Genomic DNA, 17131 nt, shown 5'->3' with positions numbered 1-17131 from the left:
TGAAACAATGTTTCACGTGAAACCCCAGCACAAAGAGAGAGTGTATGACGAACCAATCGCCCAGCTTCGACGAGTCACCTCTCATGCGCGAGATAACCGAACTGGCTCAGCGGCGTAAGGCGGTGGCTCAGGCAGAGTTTCCCCGGCCATCCAAGACTCGGGTCTTCACTGTTGCCAACCAGAAGGGCGGGGTCGGAAAGACGACCACGACCGTCAATCTGGCCGCCGCACTGGCAAAGACGGGAGCGAAGGTTCTGGTCATCGACCTCGACCCGCAGGGCAACGCATCCACGGCGGTCGGAGCCGATCACCGAGCCGAGGTGCCGAGTGTCTACGACATTCTGATTCGCGATGTCGAGATGCAGGATGTCGTACAGAAGAGCCCCGAATTCGAGGGCCTGTACTGCGCGCCCGCCACGATCCACCTTGCGGGGGCCGAGATCGAACTCGTTCCACTGGTCGCCCGCGAGCTACGGCTGCGCGAGAACCTCGACCGGTACCTCGAATACGCCGCGACGACGGAGGAACAGCCGTATGACTACGTGTTCATCGACTGCCCGCCGTCGCTCGGACTGCTGACGATCAACGCGTTCGTCGCCGCGCGCGAAGTGCTCATCCCGATCCAGTGCGAGTACTACGCCCTCGAGGGGCTCAGTCAGCTCCTGTCGAACATCGGGCTCATCGCCAAGCACCTCAACCCGCGGCTCGCCGTTTCGACCATCCTGCTCACCATGTACGACGGCCGCACGCGCCTGGCGGCGCAGGTGGCAGAGGATGTTCGCAACCACTTTCCCGATGAGACGCTCACCGCGGTCATCCCGCGTTCTGTGCGCATCTCCGAGGCACCCAGCTATGGTCAGACCGTGATCAGTTACGACCCGCAGTCGACGGGGTCGCTCTCGTATCTCGAAGCAGCATCAGAAATCGCACGAAAAGGAGCACAGGTACATGGCTAACCCGAAGCGCACAGGACTCGGTCGCGGCATCGGGGCGCTCATCCCGACGGTCGAAGACACCCGCGGCGGCAGCCCGGTCGACATCTTCTTCGCCGAGCGTGGTGAGGGGGAGGCCGAGCTGGTGTCGGTGCCGGGCGCGAAGCTGGCAAGCCTCGACCCTGAGCAGATCGTGCCCAACGCGAAGCAGCCGCGTACGGAGTTCGACGCCGACGACCTCGCCGAGCTCGTTCAGTCGATTCGTGAGGTCGGCGTACTGCAGCCGATCGTGGTGCGCGAGCTGCCCAACGCCAGCGGTGCCGCCGGAGACGCGCGGTACGAGCTCGTCATGGGCGAGCGCCGCCTCCGTGCCAGCAAACAGCTCGGCCTGCCTACCATCCCGGCCGTCATCAAAGACACCGCCGACGAGAACATGCTGCGCGACGCCCTGCTCGAGAACCTGCACCGGTCGCAGCTCAATCCCCTTGAAGAGGCGTCGGCCTACCAGCAGCTGCTTGACGACTTCAGCATCACCCAGGAGGAGCTCGCCGGGCGTATCGGCCGATCGCGCCCCCAGATCACGAACACCATCCGTCTGCTGAAGCTTCCCACAGAGGTGCAGAAGCGCGTCGCCGCCGGCGTTCTGTCGGCCGGGCACGCGCGCGCGATCCTCTCGGTGGTCGACACCGACGAGATGGCGCGCCTCGCCGACAAGATCGTGAACGAAGACCTGTCGGTCCGCGCGGCGGAGGCCGCGGCATCCCGCACACCGAAGGCGCGGCGGGTGCGCCCGACGGCGGGTCGTCGCAACGACCACCTCGACGAGATCGCCGAGCGCCTGGGTGACCGGCTCAACACGCGGGTCAAGGTCGCTCTCGGCGCCACCCGCGGGCAGATCGTCATCGACTTCGCGACGATCCACGACCTCAACCGCATTCTCGCCGAGTTGGGCGACGAGGGATTCGGGCCGTCGTCGGGCGCCCCGAGTTTTCGCTAGGCGGCGTCGCGGATGGCGGCCTCGCCGAGAGCTTCGTAGACCTCGCCGAGGTTCAGCCCGGCAGCGAGAATGCCCTGCGGAACCAGCGACGTCTCGGTGAGGCCGGGCAGAACGTTCGCTTCGAGAAACCACGGGGAGCCGTCGGCGTCGATGATCAGGTCGACGCGCGAGATGTGCCGCAGGCCGAGCGCCACGTGGATGCCCAGGGCGGCGTCGGCGGCCGCGGCGGCCGCCCGATCATCCAGCCGTGCGGGCGTGTAGAACTGCGTCTCACCGGCGTTGTAGCGAGCCTCGTAAGAATAAACCCCTGATCGGGGCACGATTTCGACCGCGGGCAGGGCGAATGGACCTTCGCCGGTGTCGACGACGCCGACCGAGACCTCGGTGCCCAGCACCTTGCGCTCGATGAGAGCCGTCTCGCCGTAGGTGTAGGCGTCGACGACAGCACGCGGCAGGTCGTCGGGGGATTCCACCACCGTGACACCCTGCGCCGAGCCGCCCATCGCGGGCTTGACCACGAGGGGGGTGCCGAGGTGGGCGACCACCCCGCCGAGCACCTGTGAGGCGCCGAGTTCGCGGAACGTCTCTCGGGGCAGCGTGATCGAGTCGGGCGTGGCGAAACCGGCGCGGGCGACGATCACCTTCGCGGTGGGCTTGTGCCAGGCCAGCTGAGAGGCTGCCGACTCAGACCCGACGTAGGCGATGCCCTGAGCGTCGAGCAACGCGCGCAGCGAGCCGTCTTCGCCGCTCGCGCCATGCAGCGCCGGCCACACGATGTCGGGCGAGGTCTCGGCGAGGTAGCTCAGCAGCGACGCGTCGGGCTCACGGATGATCACCCGGTGGCCGCGCTGCAGCAGGCTGTCGGCGACGCGGCGGCCCGAGCGCAGCGACACCTCGCGCTCGTGCGAGATGCCGCCGGCGAGAACGACGACGGTACGGGAGGGCGAAGAATCGGTCATCGTCAATCCATGTCTGGTGGTGGGGCCGAGAAACTCCGGCTCGAACGGATGGTCTGCAGGGGCCCGGTGGCGGCGAATGTCTCGAGCAGGTCGATCTCGCCGTTGATCACCGACGTGAGGCGCCGGATGCCCACCCTGATCTGTTCGGGGGTCGGGTAGCAGAACGACAGCCGCATCTTGTTGCGGCCGCCGCCGTCGGCGTAGAACGCCGTTCCGGGTGTGTACGCGACCAGTTCTTTCACGGCACGGGGAAGCATCTGCTTGGTGTCGAGGTAGTCGGGCAGGGTGAGCCAGATGTAGAAGCCGCCGTCGGGGTTGGTGCGGTGCAGGTCGGGCAGGTACTCAGTGAGCGCGCTGAGCATGGTGTTCTTGCGCTCTTCGTACACGCCGCGGAAGGTGTTGATCTGGGCCTTCCAGTCGGCGGTCTCGAGGTACTCCGAGATGACGAGCTGGCTGAAGGCGCTGGGGCACAGGATGGCCGACTCTGCCGAGAGCACCAGCTTCTCGCGGATGGCGTGCGGCGCGATGGCCCAGCCGACGCGAAACCCGGGTGCGAACGTCTTCGAGAACGAACCCAGGTACACCACGCCCTCGTCTTCGGTGCTGCGCAGCGGGGCAGGCGGCGGGCCGTCGAAGTAGAGCAGGCCGTAGGGGTTGTCCTCCAGCACCAAAATGCCCTCTGACCGGCATATTTGCAGGATCTCGGTGCGGCGTTCTGCCGACAGGGTGACGCCGGCCGGGTTGTGGAAGTTCGGGATCGTGTAGAGGAACTTGATCGCCTTGCCGGCCGACTTCTCTCTCGCGATGGCCTCCCGCAGGGCATCCGGAATCAGACCGTCGTCGTCCATCAGCACGTGCACGATGTCGGCCTGGTACGACCGGAACACCCCGATGGCGCCCACATAGCTCGGCGCCTCGGCCAGAATCACATCGCCCGGGTTGATGAAGAGCTTGGTGACGAGGTCGAGCGCCTGCTGCGAACCGGTCGTCACGATGACGTCGTCGACGCTGCCCCGGATGCCCTCGAGTGCCATGATCTCGAGGATGTGCTCGCGCAGTCGCGGTACCCCCTGGCCCGACCCGTACTGCAGCGCCACAGATCCTTCGTCGCGCATGACGCGGTTCATGGCGGTGGTCACCAGGTCTTGCGGCAGTGCAGAGACGGCAGGCATTCCGCCGGCCAGTGAGACGACCTCGGGGCGCGAGGCGACGGCGAAGAGGGCTCGAACCTCGGAGGCAGACAGGCCGGCGGCCCGGTCTGCGTAGTTGTCGTACCAGGGGTCGAGGTTCGTGCCGGGGTTCGGTGTCGTTTGGCTGCTCACGTGCACTTCCATAAAGAGGCGAAATTACATGCTATCGAATCAGGGGGTAGCGAAAAGGGCCCGGAACCTGTCGGCCCGGACCCTCTTCGTGCGACTGAGCGAGTGTTACGCCAGGTAGTCGGCGAGGTCGTTCTCGAGTGCCGCCTTCGGCTTGGCGCCGATGATGGTCTTGACGACCTCTCCGCCGCGGAAGACCTTCATCGCGGGAATCGAGGTGATCTGGTACTTGGCGGCGATCTGGGGGTTGTCGTCGACGTTGAGCTTCACGATCTTGATCTTGTCGGAGTGCTCGGCGGCGATCTGGTCGAGAATGGGCGAGACGGCGCGGCACGGGCCACACCATTCGGCCCAGAAGTCGACCATGATGGTGTCTTCCGAGTTGATGACGTCGGTGTCGAAGCTGGCGTCGGTCACGGTCTTTGCGTCTGACATTGTGTTCTCTCTTTCACATCTCACTGGTGGAAACGGGTCGTACGAAGGTGGAGCGGAGTGCCGGGGCCGAGCCTGCGAGCGGCCGAGCCGCTCAGCGACGGCTGGCGACGGCCTCGACGAGGCTGACCTCGTGTTCGGCCTCGCGCAGCTCGGCGATGGCGCCGGCTTCGGCCAGGCCCGCGAGGTAGTGCTCGGCGTCGAGCGCGGCGACGGTGCCCGAGGCGGCAGCGGTGGCCGCCTGGCGGTAGGTGTCGTCGATCACGTCACCCGCGGCGAAGACGCCCGCGATGTTGGTCTTCGACGAGCGGCCCGCCACTGCGATGGTGCCGGCAGCCGTGAGGTCGAGCTGCCCGTGCACGAGGTGCGTGCGCGGGTCGTTGCCGATCGCCACGAACAGGCCCTGCACGTCGAGCTGGCTGGTCTCGCCGGTGACGGTGTTCTCGAGCGTGAGGCTCTCGACACTGTTCTCACCGTTGATGCCGACGACGGCCGAGTTTAAGACGAACTCGATCTTGTCGTTCGCGAAGGCGCGCTCCTGCATGATCTTCGAGGCGCGCAGCGAGTCTTTGCGGTGCACGAGGTACACCTTTTCGGCGAACCGGGTGAGGAAGGTCGCCTCCTCCATCGCCGAGTCGCCGCCGCCGATCACGGCGATGGTCTTGGTCTTGAAGAAGAACCCGTCGCAGGTGGCGCACCACGAGACGCCCCGACCCGACAGGCGCTCTTCGTCTTCGAGACCGAGCTTGCGGTAGGCAGAACCGGTGGCGAAGATGACGGCCTGCGCCTCGAACTCGCCACTGTACCCGGTGGAGATCTTCTTGATGTCGCCGGAGAAGTCGACGGCGGTCACGTCGTCGAGCAGCACCTCGGTGCCGAACTTCTCGGCCTGCTCCTGCAGCTTGGTCATCAGCTCGGGGCCCTGGATGCCGTCGGGGAAGCCCGGGAAGTTCTCGACCTCGGTGGTCTTCATGAGCTCGCCGCCTGCCTCGACGCTCGACGCGATGAGCAGGGGCTGCAGACCGGCGCGTGCAGCGTAGATCGCCGCGGTGAACCCCGCGGGGCCAGACCCAATGATGATGATTTGTCTCATCGACAAGCTCCCTGTATGCAGTGACACGTCACCGGCTTTGTTCTTGTGAAGTCTTCAACCAATCCTAACTGCCGCGTATTCCTGCGGGTATTGTGCCTGTGTGGGGCTGTGACGCGGCCGACTCAGGGTGGTAGGGGCAATGGATGTTCGGGTGAGGAGGGTCTACGAAGACCCGCGCCCCGACGACGGCGCCCGCATCCTCGTCGACCGGCTCTGGCCGAGGGGTGTCAGCAAGATCCGCGCACGGCTCGACGAGTGGATGAAAGACATCGCTCCGTCGTCAGAGCTGCGCACCTGGTACGGCCACGACCCCGAGAAGTTCGACGAGTTCGCCGAGCGCTACCGGGCCGAGCTCGACCGGCCGGCATCGGTGCAGTCGCAATCGCTCGAGGTGCTGCGCGCCATGGCGGGCGCGGGTCGGGTGACGCTGCTCACCGCGACTCGGGATGCCGCACTCAGCGAAGCGACCGTGCTGGCCGCGCTGCTCGAGCCCGCCGGGCTGAGCGGAACGACACCGTCGACGGGCGCGGCATGATGGAGGCATGAGCGAAGCCTTCAACCCCGTCGACGGTACTCGTATCGCGTACACCGAGGCGGGGGCATCCGATGGCCGCCCACTCGTGCTCGTGCACGGATCGGGGCTGTCGCGGGCGATCTGGCGCGGCCTCGGCTACGTCGCCGAGCTTCGCGACCAGTACCGCCTGGTGCTGGTCGACCTGCGCGGCCACGGCCTCAGCGGCAAGCCGCACGAGCAGGCCGACTACCGCATGCCCCTGGTCGTCGGCGACCTGCTGGCCGTGCTCGATGCCGCGGGCGTCGAGCGAGCGCACTACTTCGGGTACTCGTTCGGTGCCAGGGCCGGCTTCGCGCTCGCCGAGAGCAACCCCGAGCGCATGCTGTCGTTCATCTCGGCGGGCGGCTCGTTCCGGTCGCCGGGCGGCAGCGTGGGCAGGCTGTTCTTCGAAGACTATGACGCAGCCCTCGGCGGCCCGAACGGCATGCAGGCGTTTCTCGACGGCTGGGAGGCGCAGGCCGGCATCGGCATCGATCACGCCACGAGGGCGGCGTTCCTGGCCAACGATGCCACGGCCATCCGTGCGTACTTCAGGCAGGTCGAGGCCGAACCCGGCATCGACGAGCAGCGGGTCGCCCAGCTGCAGACGCCCACGCTGCTGCTGGCGGGCACACGCGACGGGCGTTCATACCGCGACTCGCAACACGCGGCCGACATCATGCCGCACGCGTCGTTCGTGGCGCTCGAGGGCCGTGACCACGGCTCGACCCTGCGGCCCGCGGCCGGCGTCATCGAGCCGGTGAAGGCGTTTCTGGCCGAGGTGGAGGGCGCGCTCAGGCTCGGCGCGGCCAGGCCGGGCGAAGGGGGTGTCAGCGCGAGCGACGCAGGCGCGCCAGAATCGGCGTGAGGGCGTCACTCAGCTCTGACGAGCGCAGCAGGCGCAGGCTCACGGCGTAGATCGCCGCCATGACGGCTGCGACGACGGCCATGGTGACGATGGCCTGAAAACGGCCAGACATGGCGAACCCGGTGTCGGCCGCCCCGCCGAACAGCAGGAACACCGCGGCGCCGGCGATCGACGCGGGCAGGGCGGCCAGCGCATCCTTTGCGAAACTCTCGACGGTGCGACGGATGCCGCCGCCCAGCTTGCGGTGAATCAGCACAGCGATCAGTACGGTCTGCAGAATGCCGGCCACCGAGAGCACGAGCGCGACCCCGACGCCCACCCACTGCACCGGCACGGAGACCAGCACCAGGAGCGCGCCGACCGTGAACACGACGGCCTGGAAGACGGTGGTGAAGAACGGGGTGCGGGTGTCGCCGAGGGCGAAGAACGCCCGTTGCAGCACGAACAGGATCGAGAACGCGGGCAGGCCCACCAGAAAGGCGATCAGCACGTCGCCGATGGCTGCCGCACCCGCGGTCGACTCGCTCATCACGTGGCCGAAGGGGTAGGCGGCGACGATCAGCACGATGGTCGCCAACACCATCACCACGGTGATCTGCCGGATGCTCGCCGAGACGTCGCGGCGCACGCTGCCCAGCTCGCCGGCAGATGCGCTCTCGCTCATGCGGGTGAAGTAGGCGGTGGCGATCGACACGGCCACGACCGAGTGGGGCAGCATGAAGATCAGCCACGCGTTGCCGAGCACGGCGACCGAGGCGGTGTCGTTCGTCGAGGCGGTGGCGACGACGTTCGTCTCGACGAACCCGGCGGCCGTCGTCACGAGGATCATGCCGAACGACCAGCCCGCGATCTTGCCCGTCGCGCCGAGGTTCACCCCGCGCCAGCGGAAGTCGGGGCGGTAGCTGAGGCCCACCCGGCGCCAGAACGCGAACAGGATGAGCCCCTGCACCGCGATTCCGAGGGTGGCCGTGCCGGCCAGCAGGGCGATCGAGCCCGGGGTCCACCACGAGATGGCGCGCAGGCCGTCGGGGTCGGCGCCGAACAGGGCGATGAACACCCCGAGCCCGGCGAGCGCGATGATGTTGTTGATGATCGGCGCCAGAGTGAACGGCCCGAACGAGTTCTTGGCGTTCAGCACCTCGCCGAGAATCGTGTAGACGCCGTAGAAGAAGATCTGCGGCAGGCACCAGTAGGCGAACGCGGTCGCGAGGTCGGCCTGGTCGGCCGGCAGCGCGTGCGCAGTGATCGAGACGAGAACCGGAGCCAGCGCGGTGGCGATGACGGTGGTGACGGCCAGCGTCAGCAGGGCGATCGTCACCAGCTTGTTGATGTAGGCCTTGCCGCCGTCGGCGTGCAGCGCGCTGCGCACGATCTGTGGCACCAGCACGGCGCTGAGGGCACCGCCGGCCACGATGACATAGATGGTGTTGGGCAGCTGGTTGCCGATGGCGAACGCGTTCGCCGCCGTGAAGACGCCGATGGCCTGCACCAGCACGATGGCCTTCAGAAAGCCGAGGATGCGCGAGGCGATCGTTCCCGCAGCCAGCAGGCTGCTCGACCGGGCGATGCTGCGTTCAGCCATCGCTGCCCGCCGCCTGTTTCGCGCGGCGTCTCTTCAGAATCTGCCGCACCACGCCGAAGACGAGCAGCAGCCCGGCGAGAATGCCGATCACGAGGGTGCCGATGCCCTCCCAGTCGGCGCTCACGTTGATCTCGAGGGGTGCGGCAGAGCTGATCAGCACCCCGTTCTGGTTGTACAGCTGCAGCGAGAGGTCGACCTGGCCGGTCGCCACCACGGCCTTGACCGGCACCTTCGCCGTCTTCTGCGAGTGCGCCTCGATCGTCACCTCGATGCGGTTCGGATCGACCACGAGGCGCGCATTCGACGGCGTCACCTGCAGCGTCACGGTCACCGGCTCGTCGAGGTCATTGCTGATGGGCACCGGCACGTCGCCGTTGGTGGCCAGCAGGTTGACCGTGCTGCCGTCGACGATCTGAACCGACGAGAGCGTGGCGTTCGAGACTTTGTCGTAGGTCTGGATGGCGGTGGCCTGCCCCGCTGGGTCGTCGAGCCACGACTGGTTCAGCACCGCCAGCAGAGTGGCGCGCTGCTTGCCCGTGATGAGATCGGGCTGGTCGATGACCGGTGCGAACAGGTACACCTGCTGCTCGTAGTCGAGCATCGAGTTCACCGCGGCGACCCGGTCTGCCGGCTCAGGGCTGTCGACGACGCTGACACCCGCCGTCTGCGGGGCCGTCAGAACATCGCTGAGCGGCACTTCGGCGGCCCACGGCAGCGCCTCGATGGCGTCGAGGCTGCGCGTGACGGCGAACGACGACGACGGAGCGGCCCGGCCCAGGCTGGCGACGAGCGCGGGAGCCGTCTGGCCCGACTGCGCCGTGATGATGGCGAGCTCGGCCGACACCTCGGCCAGCGCGGCGTCGCGCGGCGCCTCGGTCGCTGCCGTGACGGCCTGCTGCAGGGCATCCGACAGCTCGGCGTCGGCGATGACCACGCTCGACCCGTCGATCTCGGCCGGTGCGTTCGGGGTCGCCGCCGGGTCGGTGGTCTTCACATTCGCAGAGCTGAGGATGCTCGAGGTCAGCCCGTTGGCCGCGAAGTAGGTCAGGTCGCCGCCGCTCACCGTGTCTGCGGCAGGCCAGGCGATGTCGGTGCGGGTGTAGTTCCACGTGGTGAGATCGGCGAAGCTCGGCAGTGTGCCGGCCGCCGGAGTGGGGGTCGGCGTGGGCGCGACGGTCGCGCCCGGCGTGCTCACCGGCGGCGCCACCTGGCCCGGCAGCGAGAACGGGTCGGGGGAGGGCAGGCTCTGGAAGTTAGCCGGGTTCAGTGCGTAGTCGAACGAGGTGGGGGCCAGCAGGGTGGGCAGGTTCGCCTGGTGCTGAATCGAGAGGTCGGCGTCGGCGTAGCCCAGCGCGAAGGTCGGGTTCGAGGCGGCCGCCAGCTTGGCGAGCCAGTCGAGCGCAGACTGCGGCGCGGCGGTGCCCAGGGCCCTGATCGAGACGATGACCATGGGGTCGATGGCGAGGGTGACGGGCCGGCCGATGACGGCGTCGAGCTTGCTGCTGAGCACGCCGTTCGGCGCGGTGGCGGCGGCCAGGTCGGTCGCCGTGAGCACCCCCGACACCCCGGGTGCGACCGTGAGCGGCATGATCATTCCAACGGTCGCGCCGCTCGCGGGCGCGCCGACCGACCAGGTCACCACGCTGGTGGCCAGAAGGGCGACGGCACCCGCGGCACCCGTGGCCTCGATGCCGTAGGCACCCCAGGCGTTCAGCCCGAGCTGGGCCGCCGGCAAGGCGGTTCGCAGGGTGGCCGTCTGGCCGGCGCCCACGGCAGGGCTCGTCACGTCGACGGCGATCGAGTCGGCGGCCTGGGTGGCCGGGGCGGCGGTCAACCATGCGGTGAGGCCGGCGCGGGTCGAGAGCCGTGTTCTGTCGAGCCACACATGCACCGCGGTGGCGGGCACGGTGTCGGCGGTGTTGTTCGTGATCGTGACCGTGAGCCCCAGGTCTTGCCCCGTCGACAGGGTTCCGCCGTTGTCGGGCGCCAGGGCGAGGTCGACGGTGCCGGGGGTGGCCGAGGCGGTGCCGGTGCCCGCGCCCGTGCCGTCGTCACCGGTGGAGGTGGGGCTGGGGGTGTTGTCGGCGCGCGCGGCGGGGGCGCCGGGCATCCCGAGCACAGCGATCAGTACGAGGGTGAGCACGGCAGCGAAGAACGATGCGAAGGTGCGACCGGAACGAGCGCGGACGCCCGAAATCACCGACCGCTCCATATCTGCGATTGTACGGTGTCACGGCTGGGCGCCCGCTCGGCCGCTCCGGCGAGGCTCGGGCTGCCGTAAAGTGTCACCGGTGCAATCGGTAGCTGAATCTCTGAAGGCCCTGGCCGAACTGGCGGGCCGACCGCCGGTCTCGGTGGTCGCCGCGGCGTTCGCGGCAGCCGGCCACGAGCTCGCCCTGGTCGGCGGGCCCGTTCGCGACGCCTTTCTCGGCCGCCCCGTGCACGATCTCGACCTGACCACCGATGCGACCCCCGACGAGATCCTCGCCATCGTCGCGCCCCTCGCCGACGCCCACTGGGACATCGGCCGTGCGTTCGGCACCATCGGCGCGCGCATCGGCGGCGAGACCGTCGAGATCACCACCTACCGGGCAGACGTCTACGACCAGGTCACCCGCAAGCCCTCCGTCGAATTCGGCACCTCGCTCGAGGCCGACCTGCTGCGCCGCGACTTCACGGTGAACGCGCTGGCGTTGAAGCTGCCCGAGCAGGTGCTGGTCGACCCGTCGGGCGGCATGGACGATCTGCTGGCCGGAACCCTGCGCACCCCCTCGACGCCCGAGGTGTCGTTCGGCGACGACCCCCTGCGCATGCTGCGGGCCGTGCGCTTCACCGCCCAGCTCGGCTTCGAGACAGACGACGAGACTCGCGCGGCGCTCACCGACATGGCCGCGCGCATCGAGAACATCTCGGCCGAGCGTGTCAACGAAGAGCTCAGCAAGCTGCTGCGCTCGCCGTCGCCGCGTCGCGGCATCGAGCTGCTGGTCGACTCGGGGCTGGCGGAGTTCGTGCTGCCCGAGATTCCGGCCCTGCGGCTCGAGACCGACGAGCACCACCACCACAAAGACGTCTACCAGCACAGTCTCACGGTGCTCGAGCAGGCCATCGACCTCGAGAACGAGCGGCACCCGGGTGAGGCGCCCGACCTCACGCTGCGGCTCGCGGCACTGCTGCACGACATCGGAAAGCCGGCCACCCGCAAGCTCGAACCCGGCGGGGTGGTGTCGTTCTACCACCACGACCTCGTCGGCGCGAAGCTCGCCAAGAAGCGGCTGCGGGCACTGCGCTTCGACAACGACACGATCTCCGACGTCGCGCGGCTGATCGAGCTGCACCTGCGGTTCTTCGGTTACACCGACGGCGCCTGGACCGACTCAGCCGTGCGCCGCTACGTTCGGGATGCCGGGCCCCTGCTCGAGCGCCTGCACATCCTGGTGCGAGCCGACGTCACCACTCGCAACCGCCGCAAAGCCGACCGCCTGTCGTTCGCGTACGACGATCTCGAGGCGCGCATCGCCGAGCTCGCCGAGCAGGAGGAACTCGACTCGACCCGGCCCGATCTCGACGGTGAGCAGATCATGAGCATCCTGAACCTGAAGCCGTCGCGCGAGGTGGGAGAGGCCTACCGCTTCCTGCTCGAGCTGCGCCTCGAGGAAGGGCCGCTCGGCGAGGAGGAGGCCACCCGCCGCCTGCTCGCCTGGTGGGCTGAGCGGTCGCACGCCGGTTGAGTAGGCGCGCAGCGCCGTATCGAAACCCGCCCGCCGCACTGTGGTTTCGATACGCTCCTGCGGAGCTACTCAACCAGCGGACGAGCTACTCGAGCAGCGTATCGGGCGATGAACTGCTCGAGCAGGCTGCGGGCGACGTCGTCGGGGTACTGCACGGCCGGGCTCTTCATGAAGTAGGCCGACGCGGCCTCGACCGGGCCGCCGAGTCCCGCCGTCCGTGCGATCGCCGCCGCCCGCACCGCGTCGATCACCACGCCCGCCGAGTTCGGCGAATCCCACACCTCGAGCTTGTATTCGAGGCTGATCGGGGCATTGCCGAAGCCGTGGCCCTCGAGCCGCACGAAGGCGAACTTGCGGTCATCGAGCCAGGGCACGTGGTCGCTCGGGCCGATGTGCACATCGCGTTCGGGCAGATCGATGTCGATGTTGCTCGTCACGGCCTGCGTCTTCGAGATCTTCTTCGACGCAAGGCGCTTGCGCTCGAGCATGTTCTTGAAATCCATGTTGCCACCCACGTTGAGCTGGTAGGTGTGGTCGATGGTGATTCCGCGGCTCTCGAGCAGCCGGGCGAGCACACGGTGCGTGATGGTCGCGCCGACCTGGCTCTTGATGTCGTCGCCGACGACCGGCACGCCGGCCGCGCGGAACTTCTCGGCCCACACCGGGTCGCTGGCCACGAACACCGGCACGGCGTTGACGAAGGCGACCCCGGCATCGATGGCGGCCTGCGCATAGAACTTGACGGCGTCGTCAGATCCGACCGGCAGGTAGCAGATGAGAACGTCGGCCGCGCTGTCGCGCAGGGCCGCCACCACGTCGACGACCGGCGCCGGCGACTCGTCGACGAGCTCGCGGTAGTACTCGCCCAGTCCGTCGAGGGTCGGCCCACGTCGAACCGTCACGCCCGTGGCGGGCACCTCGGCGAACTTCAGCGTGTTGTTCTCGCTGGCCCAGATCGCGTCGGCGAGGTCGAGACCGACCTTCACCGCGTCGACGTCGAAGGCGGCCACGAACTCGATGTCGCCGACGTGGTGCGGCCCGAACGCCACGTGCATCAACCCGGGAACGGCCTCGTCGACCTTCGCGTCACGGTAGAAGGTCACCCCCTGCACGAGCGAGTTCGCGCAATTCCCGACTCCGGCGATGGCGACTCTGACACCCATGTATGACAACTCTCTCGACGAACGGCAACGCCGACCATCCTAGCCAGCGCAGCGCTAGCTAAAGCTGAGCGGCTCGGCGATAGAGAGTGAGGGTCGCCTCCGCCGTGCGCCGCCAGCTGTGCTGCGAGCCGTAGGCGGCGGCCGATGAGCGGAGCCGCTGCAGGGCGGCCGGATGCTCGAGCAGCCGTTCGACGGCTGCCGCCCACGCCTCGGGCGAGCGGCCGTCGAGCAGCACACCGCTGACCCCGTCGCGCACCGAGAGCGCCATGCCCGACGCGCGGGTGCCGAGCGTCGGCGTGCCCGACGCCGCGGCCTCCAGGGCGACCAGCCCGTAGGTCTCCGAGTGCGAGGTCAGCAGCAGCAGCGCGGCGTTGCGCACGAGCTCTGCCGCCTGGTCACGGGTCTGTGCGCCGACGAAGTCGACGAGGTGAGCCACCCCGAGGTCGCCGGCGAGCATTTCGAGACCCTCTGCGAACCGCTCGGAGCCGGGGGTGGCGCTTCCCGCAATCACGAGACGCGGCCGCCTGGCCGGTTCGATGGCCGCGAGGGTGCGGATGGCCAGGTCGTAGCCCTTCAGCGGCTGGATGCGCCCGAGCGTCAGCAGATAGGGCGCACCCGTGCCCTCGGCCGGCGCCGGGTGGAACAACGCCGTGTCGACGCCCGGCGTGACCACGTGCACCCGCTCGGGCCGGGCTCTGTAGTCGCGAACGATGGCCTCACGCTCGGCCTCGGTCGACGTGATCGAGGCCGCCGAGCGGGTGACGAGCAGCCGCTCGGCATTCAGCCGTGCCTCGGGTTCGGGCCGGTCATCCGGAGCCCGTTCGACGTTCTTCACCGCGGCCACCGTGTGCAGGCTCTGGATGTGCGCCGAGTGCTGCATGGTGGCGACGGGCAGCGCGGCGAGCCCCGACAGCCAGTAGTGCGAGTGCAGCACGTCGAAGCGCGGCAGAACCGACAGGGCCGACTGGAAGCGCCCGACGATGGGCGGCAGGTCTTCTTTCAGCAGTTCACGGGGTGGACCGGCCTCGAGAAAGCGCACGGCGACGCCGCCCGGAGTGAACTCCAGCGCCGGCTGCGCGGGCGCGGTTCGGCGGGTGACGAGCTCGACCTCGACTCCGAGGTCGGCGAGCGCCTCGGCCAGGGCGACGACATAGACGTTCAGGCCGCCGGCATCACCCGTGCCGGGAACGGCGAGCGGAGAGGTGTGCAGCGAGACCAGGGCTACACGCAGCGAACTCACGCTGTCACTCTATGGGGTGTCATGGTGTAAGTACCGAGGTCTGGCCCGCTGTTGTTTGCAGAGGCCGTCTGATAGGCTCTCTAGGTTGTCTGCACCCAGTGGGGCTCTCTCACGAGGGCGCAGACGAATGCACACACCCTCCTGCTACAGAACGTCTGTGGCCGATCTAGTCCAAAGGAGGTGGGTTAGTGACGCATCAATACGAACTCATGGTCATCCTCGATCCAGAAATCGATGAGCGCACCGTGGCACCGAGCCTCGACAAGTTCCTCAACGTCATCCGCAAAGACGGTGGCACTGTCGACAACGTCGACATCTGGGGTCGTCGTCGCCTGGCGTACGAGATCAACAAGAAGACCGAAGGCATCTACGCCGTCGTCAAGCTGACCGCGACGGGTGACTCCACCAAGGAGCTCGACCGCCAGCTGAAGCTGTCGGAAGCCGTCATGCGCACCAAGGTGCTTCGCGCCGAAGAGGCCATCGCGCAGGTCGCCGCCGAGACGAAGCGCAAAGAAGAGAAGGCCGCTCGCACCTCGGCGTCGAAGTCGGCTACCGCCGGTTCGACTGCCCCGTCGGCTCCTGCCGCTGCCGCTGCTGCACCCGCAGCTCGCGCAGCCGCCGCAGTGAGCGCCGCCTCGAAGGCCGCTCCGGCCGCCGCAAGCGCCGAGTAGCCGCTCATGGCCGGCGAAACCGTGATCACCGTGGTCGGCAACCTCACCGGCGACCCCGAGCTGCGTTACACGCAGAACGGGCTGGCGGTTGCCAACTTCACCATCGCGTCGACTCCCCGAACGTTCGACCGCGCGTCGAACGACTGGAAAGACGGCGAGGCGCTGTTCCTTCGTGCAAGCGTGTGGCGTGAATTCGCCGAGCACGTGGCCGGCTCGCTGACGAAGGGTGCCCGTGTCGTTGCGACCGGTCGCCTGCGCCAGCGCTCCTACGAGACGAAAGAGGGCGAGAAGCGCACCTCCATCGAGCTCGAGGTCGACGAGATCGGCCCCAGCCTCCGGTATGCGACAGCCCAGGTGACGCGTGCGTCGTCGGGTGCGGCGCCCGGTGGCCGTGGCCAGTTCGGCGGCGGCAACGGCGGCGGGCAGGTCGGCGGTGGCGACGAGCCATGGGCCGCAAGTGCGCCCAGCTCGGCCAACTCCAGTGGCGGCGCTGATGTCTGGAACACTCCGGGCAGCTACAGCGACGAAACACCCTTCTAAAACTTCACCTTCTTCAAGAAAGCAGAACAGCAACCATGGCTGGAAAGAGCAGCGGCGACCGCCGCAAGCCGATCCGCAAGGGGAAAGACGGCAAGAACGCCGCCCCGGCGAAGTCGATTCGCGTCGGCGTGATCGACTACAAAGACGTCAACACCCTTCGCAAATTCATCTCAGAGCGCGGAAAGATCCGTGCCCGTCGTATCACCGGCGTCTCCGTTCAGGAGCAGCGCCTCATTGCCCGTGCAGTCAAGAACGCCCGCGAGATGGCCCTGCTGCCGTACGCCGGCTCGGGCCGGTAGGAGCTGAAACATGTCAAAACTCATTCTCACCCACGAGGTCACCGGCCTCGGATCAGCCGGTGACGTCGTCGAGGTCAAGAACGGCTTCGCGCGCAACTACCTGATTCCCCAGGGCTTCGCGGTGACGTGGAGCCGAGGCGGCGAAAAGCAGATCGAGTCGATCAAGGCGGCACGCGCCGCTCGCGAGCTCGCCACCATCGAAGAGGCCCAGCACCTGAAGCAGGTTCTCGAGAACAACACGGTCAAGCTGGCGGTCAAGGCCGGCAAGGAAGGCCGCCTGTTCGGTTCGGTCAAGACGAGCGACATCGCCGATGCCGTGTCGGCTGCGGGCTATGGTTCGCTCGACAAGCGCAAGATCGAGATCACCTCGCCCATCAAGGCGACGGGTACCCACGAGGCGTCGATTCGCCTGCGTGACGACCTGAGCGCGACGATCACCCTCCAGGTGGTCGCAGCCAAGTAGCACCAGTCGAGAAGGGGAGTTCCGCGACCGCACGTGTCGCAGAACTCCCCTTCTTTTCGTGTTAAGTCAAGTGTTTTGTGCACAGGCGCGACTCGGATATTTAACATTCAACTGCGTGTCTAAACATCCATTTATCAACAGGCTGTGGCAAAGTAAAAGCGCTGGTCAAGGATGCTTTAGGTACGAAAAGAATTACTGTCTCCACAGCTGGTTCCACAGGTTGTGCACAAGGCGCGCGGCGTTTTGCCGATTTAGTGCACAGAGTTATACACAGGGCGATTTGGCAGGCACC

Annotated in this window: 16 protein-coding genes and 1 pseudogene; 9 read left to right on the top strand and 8 right to left on the bottom strand. The window is 67.6% G+C overall.

Annotated features, from left to right (window positions below):
* Window positions 1-44: 44 nt before the first annotated feature.
* On the top strand, window positions 45-956 hold the full coding sequence (locus V3W46_RS04035; RefSeq protein WP_331781807.1) for a ParA family protein: 912 nt from the start codon (window positions 45-47) through the stop codon (window positions 954-956).
* Window positions 949-1929, top strand: coding sequence for a ParB/RepB/Spo0J family partition protein (locus tag V3W46_RS04030; RefSeq protein WP_331781806.1), 981 nt, complete (start codon window positions 949-951; stop codon window positions 1927-1929). Before V3W46_RS04035 ends, V3W46_RS04030 begins: the two co-directional genes overlap by 8 nt.
* Here V3W46_RS04030 and V3W46_RS04025 read toward each other — a convergent pair.
* From V3W46_RS04025 to trxB, 4 genes are all read right to left on the bottom strand, one after another.
* Entirely contained in the window at window positions 1926-2888 is a 963-nt protein-coding gene (locus V3W46_RS04025) for a D-alanine--D-alanine ligase family protein (protein ID WP_331781805.1), read from the bottom strand. The genes V3W46_RS04030 and V3W46_RS04025 overlap by 4 nt on opposite strands.
* Before the next feature lie 2 nt (window positions 2889-2890).
* Complete coding sequence (locus V3W46_RS04020) at window positions 2891-4222, bottom strand: aminotransferase-like domain-containing protein (protein WP_443069921.1); 1332 nt, start codon at window positions 4220-4222, stop codon at window positions 2891-2893.
* 93 nt (window positions 4223-4315) lie between these two features.
* Window positions 4316-4642 (bottom strand): thioredoxin, encoded by a 327-nt coding sequence (gene trxA, locus V3W46_RS04015; protein ID WP_331781803.1) that lies wholly within the window; start codon window positions 4640-4642, stop codon window positions 4316-4318.
* 91 nt (window positions 4643-4733) lie between these two features.
* Entirely contained in the window at window positions 4734-5732 is a 999-nt protein-coding gene (gene trxB / locus V3W46_RS04010; protein ID WP_331781802.1) for a thioredoxin-disulfide reductase, read from the bottom strand.
* Window positions 5733-5871: 139 nt separating this feature from the next.
* Here trxB and V3W46_RS04005 point away from each other — a divergent pair, with 139 nt between their 5' ends.
* Both V3W46_RS04005 and V3W46_RS04000 read left to right on the top strand, forming a co-directional pair.
* Complete coding sequence (locus V3W46_RS04005) at window positions 5872-6267, top strand: DUF488 domain-containing protein (protein ID WP_331781801.1); 396 nt, start codon at window positions 5872-5874, stop codon at window positions 6265-6267.
* Between the two features lie 7 nt (window positions 6268-6274).
* A complete protein-coding gene (locus tag V3W46_RS04000; RefSeq protein ID WP_331781800.1) occupies window positions 6275-7153 on the top strand; it encodes an alpha/beta fold hydrolase in 879 nt (292 codons plus the stop codon).
* On the opposite strand, the gene murJ is transcribed toward V3W46_RS04000, so the two are convergent.
* Window positions 7116-8735, bottom strand: a complete 1620-nt coding sequence (gene murJ, locus V3W46_RS03995) for a murein biosynthesis integral membrane protein MurJ (protein ID WP_331781799.1) — start codon at window positions 8733-8735, stop codon at window positions 7116-7118. The genes V3W46_RS04000 and murJ overlap by 38 nt on opposite strands.
* Complete coding sequence (locus tag V3W46_RS03990) at window positions 8728-10935, bottom strand: DUF6049 family protein (RefSeq protein WP_331781798.1); 2208 nt, start codon at window positions 10933-10935, stop codon at window positions 8728-8730. The genes murJ and V3W46_RS03990 overlap by 8 nt, the downstream gene beginning before the upstream one ends.
* Window positions 10936-11026: 91 nt before the next feature.
* Between V3W46_RS03990 and V3W46_RS03985 the strand changes: the two genes are divergently transcribed.
* Window positions 11027-12463, top strand: a complete 1437-nt coding sequence (locus V3W46_RS03985; RefSeq protein WP_331781797.1) for a CCA tRNA nucleotidyltransferase — start codon at window positions 11027-11029, stop codon at window positions 12461-12463.
* Between the two features lie 65 nt (window positions 12464-12528).
* On the opposite strand, the gene V3W46_RS03980 is transcribed toward V3W46_RS03985, so the two are convergent.
* Both V3W46_RS03980 and V3W46_RS03975 read right to left on the bottom strand, forming a co-directional pair.
* On the bottom strand, window positions 12529-13626 hold the full coding sequence (locus V3W46_RS03980; protein WP_443069920.1) for an inositol-3-phosphate synthase: 1098 nt from the start codon (window positions 13624-13626) through the stop codon (window positions 12529-12531).
* Between the two features lie 58 nt (window positions 13627-13684).
* Complete coding sequence (locus V3W46_RS03975; protein ID WP_331781795.1) at window positions 13685-14866, bottom strand: glycosyltransferase; 1182 nt, start codon at window positions 14864-14866, stop codon at window positions 13685-13687.
* Between the two features lie 209 nt (window positions 14867-15075).
* Between V3W46_RS03975 and rpsF the strand changes: the two are divergent.
* From rpsF to rplI, 4 genes and pseudogenes are all read left to right on the top strand, one after another.
* A pseudogene (gene rpsF, locus V3W46_RS03970) lies at window positions 15076-15408 on the top strand (30S ribosomal protein S6); the annotation flags it as partial.
* A 135-nt stretch (window positions 15409-15543) separates the two neighbouring features.
* On the top strand, window positions 15544-16077 hold the full coding sequence (locus V3W46_RS03965; protein WP_331781794.1) for a single-stranded DNA-binding protein: 534 nt from the start codon (window positions 15544-15546) through the stop codon (window positions 16075-16077).
* Between the two features lie 35 nt (window positions 16078-16112).
* Window positions 16113-16376: a 30S ribosomal protein S18 gene (gene rpsR, locus V3W46_RS03960; RefSeq protein WP_104245567.1), complete on the top strand. Its 264-nt coding sequence runs from the start codon at window positions 16113-16115 to the stop codon at window positions 16374-16376.
* Window positions 16377-16386: 10 nt separating this feature from the next.
* Window positions 16387-16839, top strand: a complete 453-nt coding sequence (gene rplI, locus V3W46_RS03955) for a 50S ribosomal protein L9 (protein ID WP_331781793.1) — start codon at window positions 16387-16389, stop codon at window positions 16837-16839.
* Window positions 16840-17131 lie beyond the last annotated feature (292 nt).

Origin of the sequence: Subtercola sp. YIM 133946, from assembly GCF_036553535.1 — a bacterium.
Lineage (GTDB): Bacteria > Actinomycetota > Actinomycetes > Actinomycetales > Microbacteriaceae > Subtercola.
Note: the sequence above shows the minus strand (reverse complement) of the source record. Positions and strands in the feature narration are given on the sequence as shown.